3 protein-coding genes are annotated in these 4961 nt (G+C 54.8%); all 3 read right to left on the bottom strand.

Annotated elements, in window-relative coordinates; translation table 11 throughout:
• On the bottom strand, positions 1–2177 hold a 2177-nt coding region (gene lon, locus D6877_RS07770; RefSeq protein ID WP_130910403.1), incomplete at its 3' end, for an endopeptidase La.
• A 583-nt stretch (positions 2178–2760) separates the two neighbouring features.
• On the bottom strand, positions 2761–3213 hold the full coding sequence (locus tag D6877_RS07765) for a hypothetical protein (protein ID WP_130910396.1): 453 nt from the start codon (positions 3211–3213) through the stop codon (positions 2761–2763).
• A 700-nt stretch (positions 3214–3913) separates the two neighbouring features.
• Positions 3914–4378: a hypothetical protein gene (locus D6877_RS07760; protein WP_130910395.1), complete on the bottom strand. Its 465-nt coding sequence runs from the start codon at positions 4376–4378 to the stop codon at positions 3914–3916.
• Between the last annotated feature and the right edge of the window lie 583 nt (positions 4379–4961).

Here is a 4961-nt window from a genome sequence, read left to right as displayed (position 1 = left end):
CGTGCGAGGGAGAGCAGGGCGCTGGCCATGGTCACGCCGGCGCTCGGGCCGTCCTTTGGCGTCGCGCCTTCGGGTACGTGCAGGTGGACGAAGGCTTCGTCGAAGAACTTCGCGTCACCACCAAACTGCTTGAGGTGCGAGCTGACGTAGCTGTAGGCAATCTCCGCCGATTCCTTCATCACATCGCCGAGTTGCCCGGTGAGCTTGAACCCACGATTCAAGGTATGAATGCGCGTGGCTTCGATCGGCAGGGTGGCGCCGCCCATGCTGGTCCAGGCCAGGCCGGTAATTACGCCGGTGCCGGACAGCACTTGTTCATTGCGGAATACAGGATGGCCCAGCGAGGCTTCGAGGTCTTTCGGGCCGAGTTTGATCACCGCTTTCGGATCGTCGATCAGCTTCATCACCGCTTTGCGCACCAGTTTGCCCATTTGCTTTTCCAGCTGACGCACGCCGGCTTCACGGGCGTAACCGTCGATCAGGGCTTTGAGTGCGGTGTCGCTGATGCTCAGGCTGCCTTTGGACACGCCGGCCTTTTCCAGCAGTTTCGGCCACAGGTGACGCTTGGCGATGGCGACTTTTTCTTCAGTGATGTAGCCGGACAGGCGAATCACTTCCATACGGTCGAGTAGCGGGCCGGGGATCGAGTCGAGGGTGTTGGCGGTGCAGACGAACAGGACCTTCGACAGATCCATGCGCAGATCGAGGTAGTGGTCGAGGAATTCGACGTTCTGCTCAGGATCGAGGGTTTCCAGCAACGCCGAAGCCGGGTCGCCCTGGTAGCTCTGGCCCATTTTGTCGATCTCGTCGAGCATGATCACCGGGTTCATCACCTCGACGTCTTTCAACGCCTGCACCAGTTTGCCCGGCTGCGCGCCAATGTAGGTGCGGCGGTGGCCCTTGATTTCGGCTTCGTCGCGCATGCCGCCGACGCTGAAGCGGTAGAACGGCCGGCCGAGGGATTCGGCGATGGATTTGCCAACGCTGGTTTTACCCACACCCGGCGGGCCGACCAGCAGCACGATCGAGCCGCTGATCTCGCCTTTGTACGCACCGACGGCGAGGAATTCGAGGATGCGGTCCTTGATGTCGTCCAGACCCGCGTGGTGCTTGTCGAGGATTTTGCGTGCGTGCTTGAGGTCGAGTTTGTCCTCGCCGTACACGCCCCACGGTACCGAGGTTGCCCAGTCCAGATAATTGCGCGTAACCGCGTACTCCGGCGAGCCGGTTTCGAGGATCGACAGTTTGTGAGTTTCTTCTTCGAGGCGTTTTTGCACCTGCGCCGGCAGGGTTTTGCCTTCGAGGCGCTGTTGGAACTGTTCGAGGTCGGCGCTGCGGTCGTCCTTGGTCAGGCCAAGTTCCTGCTGGATGACCTTGAGTTGCTCCTTGAGAAAGAATTCGCGCTGATGCTCGCCGATCTTGCGGTTAACTTCTGCCGAAATCTCCTTTTGCAGGCGCGCGACTTCAACTTCCTTGCGCAGCATCGGCAGGACTTTTTCCATGCGCTTGAGCATCGGCACGCAGTCGAGCACTTCTTGCAGCTCGGGACCGGTTGCTGAGGTCAGCGCGGCGGCGAAGTCGGTCAGCGGCGATGGGTCGTTGGGGCTGAAACGGTTGAGGTAGTTCTTCAGCTCTTCGCTGTACAGCGGGTTGAGCGGCAGCAGCTCCTTGATCGCATTGATCAGCGCCATGCCGTAGGCCTTGACCTCGTCGGTCGGCTCGGTGGGCTGGTGCGGGTATTCGACTTCGACCAGGTACGGCGGGCGATGGTGCTTGAGCCAGGTCTTGATGCGCACACGGCTCAGGCCCTGGGCGACGAATTGCAGTTTGCCGTTCTCGCGGCTGGCGTGGTGGACCTTGACCAGCGTGCCGTATTCGGGAAGGGCGCCAGTGTCGAAGTGGCGAGGGTCTTCCTGGGGCGTGTCCATGAAGAACAGGGCCAGGGAGTGGTGTTCGGATTTGCTGACCAGTTCGAGGGTTTCGGCCCACGGCTCTTCGTTGACGATGACCGGCAGGACCTGGGCCGGGAAGAACGGACGGTTGTGGATCGGGATGATGTAGACCTTGTCCGGCAGGTTTTGCCCGGGCAGCGCCAGGCCGGTGCCGGAGGAGGTGTGTTCGATGTGGTCGGTTTCGTAGTCGTCGTGGTTGTCCGGGCGATCTTGCTGGTCGGTCATGGGGCACCTGCGCAATGGGGTATGGGTCTTAGATGGGGCAGGGTTTGGGTGGTTTCAATGGGGGGCGGTGTTTCTACTTGTGTGTTCAGGGTTTTGACAGGGTTCACGCTTTTGACTTGGCGGCCTTTGGGCCGACCAGGTTCTTGGGGTTTAGGGGTATATCCTTGCTTCGGGTGCTGCGCCTACGGTTTGCTTCGCTGCACCTCCTCTCTGTGTTTGGCTGCGCCAAACGGTCGCTGCGCTCCCACGCCCGGATCAATCCCACCACTCAGCCTTCCGACGTCGCCCGTGGATCAAGATCAAGAGCCGGCGAGCTGACACTCGGCCTATCGAGTGGTGAGGAGCACAGCGTAGTCGGCTTTGGTTTTGTGGTGGATTTGCCCCTCACCCCAGCCCTCTCCCGAGGGAGAGGGGGCCGGTTTATGTGTTTTTCAAAGTCTGAGTTCAGCGTGGTATCGCACGTCGGCGTACCTCTTCCAAACACCTCGGTCAGTCCCCTCTCCCTCTGGGAGAGGGTTAGGGTGAGGGGCTTTTGATTTTTTTACATTCTGCATTTGGGTACGGGTTTACCTGACCAAGCTCATTACAAAGGCCACGTCAGTTCCTGAAGCAGAAAGAACCCGTTACAGGTGATTTCACGCGTGTCATCCGTGTGTCGTGCCTTGCCGGAAAGTTTGAAATCGTTGAAGGCATATCGGTATAGGTTGGGGTTGGGTTGAGTGACCGCGATAGTTGAAGAGGACTTCATGTCATATTCATAGACGAAGATGCCCCGCTCCGTAACGACACTTTCAGAGTAGTCGGGTGGGGAGGGAATCAGCAGGTTGCGAAGCGAGATGGACAGGGTTCGTTTGCTCGACAAGCCATCGTTTTCCCGAAAGGAAAAGTCGTAACCCCCTAACGGATTGAAAGATACCGATGAGGCGGTCGCCGTATAACTGGTCAGGTCTAAATATGTACCGCCAATGGTGCCTTTCACATCTACGGTGAGTGAACCGACTGCGAAGACCGCTGGAGACGCTTTTGGAGTTATCACGTGTGCTTCCTTGACTGACTTGGGTGGGAGAAGAAAGTCTGGAAGAAACGGCATAAAAGGTTAACTGTCACCTCTGACAGGTTTTTATGCCTATTCGCGATCTTATGCTACCAAGGCCAGTTATATAGGGGGGCACAACTTATCTTTGGTGATTCTGAAAAGAGTAAATACAGAAAAGGCGATGTCTATCGGGAGGTCATCTCGATCTGGCGAATCACCCATAGATCAAATTCATTGCGGTCCATCTCGAACCTGTCTTGAGTCGCTGTAATTTCTGACAGTAGACAGAGTTATACAATTCAAAATATGAGGAATTTCGGGTGATCTATGGTGCGACAGAAAAGAGCTTGATGATTGAGACCAGCAAACAGGCCGAGAAATTTGCTGAATTTGCAGCGCCCCCCAGAGCCTATCCAGCCGATTTCCGAGGCACAACCGACGCGACTTGTCGGAAAACTCCGCGCCACCTTCAACGTCTGTAGGACAAGCACCTTTCCCAAAGACAAACACTTTTCAACCTGTGGGAGCTAGCCTGCTAGCGATGGGGCACTTTCGGTAAACACAGATGTTGAACGTCAGGCCGCAATCGCTAGCAGGCTAGCTCCCCACGGGAGACTCGCCATTTTAAGCACATTGTTTAGCACTAACCCGCCGGCATCATCAGCTATAGGATCGCTTGTCCAAATATGTCGTAGTGCAGTTATTTGCTAAATCCCGCTGGAGAGTAGTAGTTACACGCAACGACTTCTGATAATTCATAGGGAACTGATGTGACTGGTCCATTTGCTTCGCAAATATCAAGAATTTTTCTAAATAACTCCCCTGGTGCATAGGCTCGCCAGTACATTTCCTTCTTCGTATTTGCTTCGCAACTGTATTCGCCAGGCGTCACTCCGATAGTCTTCAGCTCACTCAGCGCCTTATTGCAATTGTTTGCCTTGTCTGTAAGTGCGTCGGCTTTGACAAACGTTGAAGCAGTCAGCGCCATGATGGTTATCAAGAGCGCAGCGCCCCTGTTTCTCGTATTGTTCATGGTTGATCTCTTTGAATATTCAATGCAGCTTCCGGAACCACGGCTCAGGAGGTGCGCAGTTACTTTCCTGGCAAGAAGTGCTATTAATGCGACTGCATCCTCATCTTTTTTGATATAGATGGCTACTGTCATAGATGACAGTTTTTTAGTCCGTTTTTGCTGGGTTTCGATCGAGCTTATGCTCTTTGGGTTTTAATGCGGAAGGCGCACTCTTTCCCAGAGTTGTTCATATTCCGCTTCGGATTGGTCCTTATCTCGAATGCGTATTGAATACCTGTCAACTCTGACAGTTGACGGTTTTTATAATGTTGTACGACATTGGTAGGGCGATTTCACACTAGGGAAGTGCGCAAAATCAAGAAGATAAATTATCAGTTCCCCTATAACGACAACCTATCGAGGCTGGACCATTTTGGAACATGGTCCTGCCAACTCAGGCTACCGTTTCCAGATTCTCTACTCTGGTGGGAACCTTGGCGGTTTGTTTGCATCGTTGGCGGATGTACAACAGTCAATCGGCGCTCAAATAGCCGCGAGCGAAAGAGGATAGCCTTCATTGGTGCCACATGCTCTGCCGTGGATGGAGCATTTTGGGCGCTCCTCTATGTAAAAAGGCGCCACCCTTCACAAGGTGGCGCCTTTGTTTTACCGCCGTTAAATCTTATTCCGGCAGTTTGTACGCAATGATGTAGTCACCCATCTTGGTGCCCAGCGA

It is taken from the genome of Pseudomonas sp. Sample_9, assembly GCF_004307535.1.
Lineage (GTDB): Bacteria > Pseudomonadota > Gammaproteobacteria > Pseudomonadales > Pseudomonadaceae > Aquipseudomonas > Aquipseudomonas mercuritolerans.
This window is presented reverse-complemented; position numbering and strand designations above follow the sequence as displayed.

What these genes read in the sequence shown, in the direction of transcription:
- D6877_RS07760 (WP_130910395.1), bottom strand. Translation starts at nt 4,378, where the DNA reads ATGACAGTAGCCATCTATATCAAAAAAGATGAGGATGCAGTCGCATTA.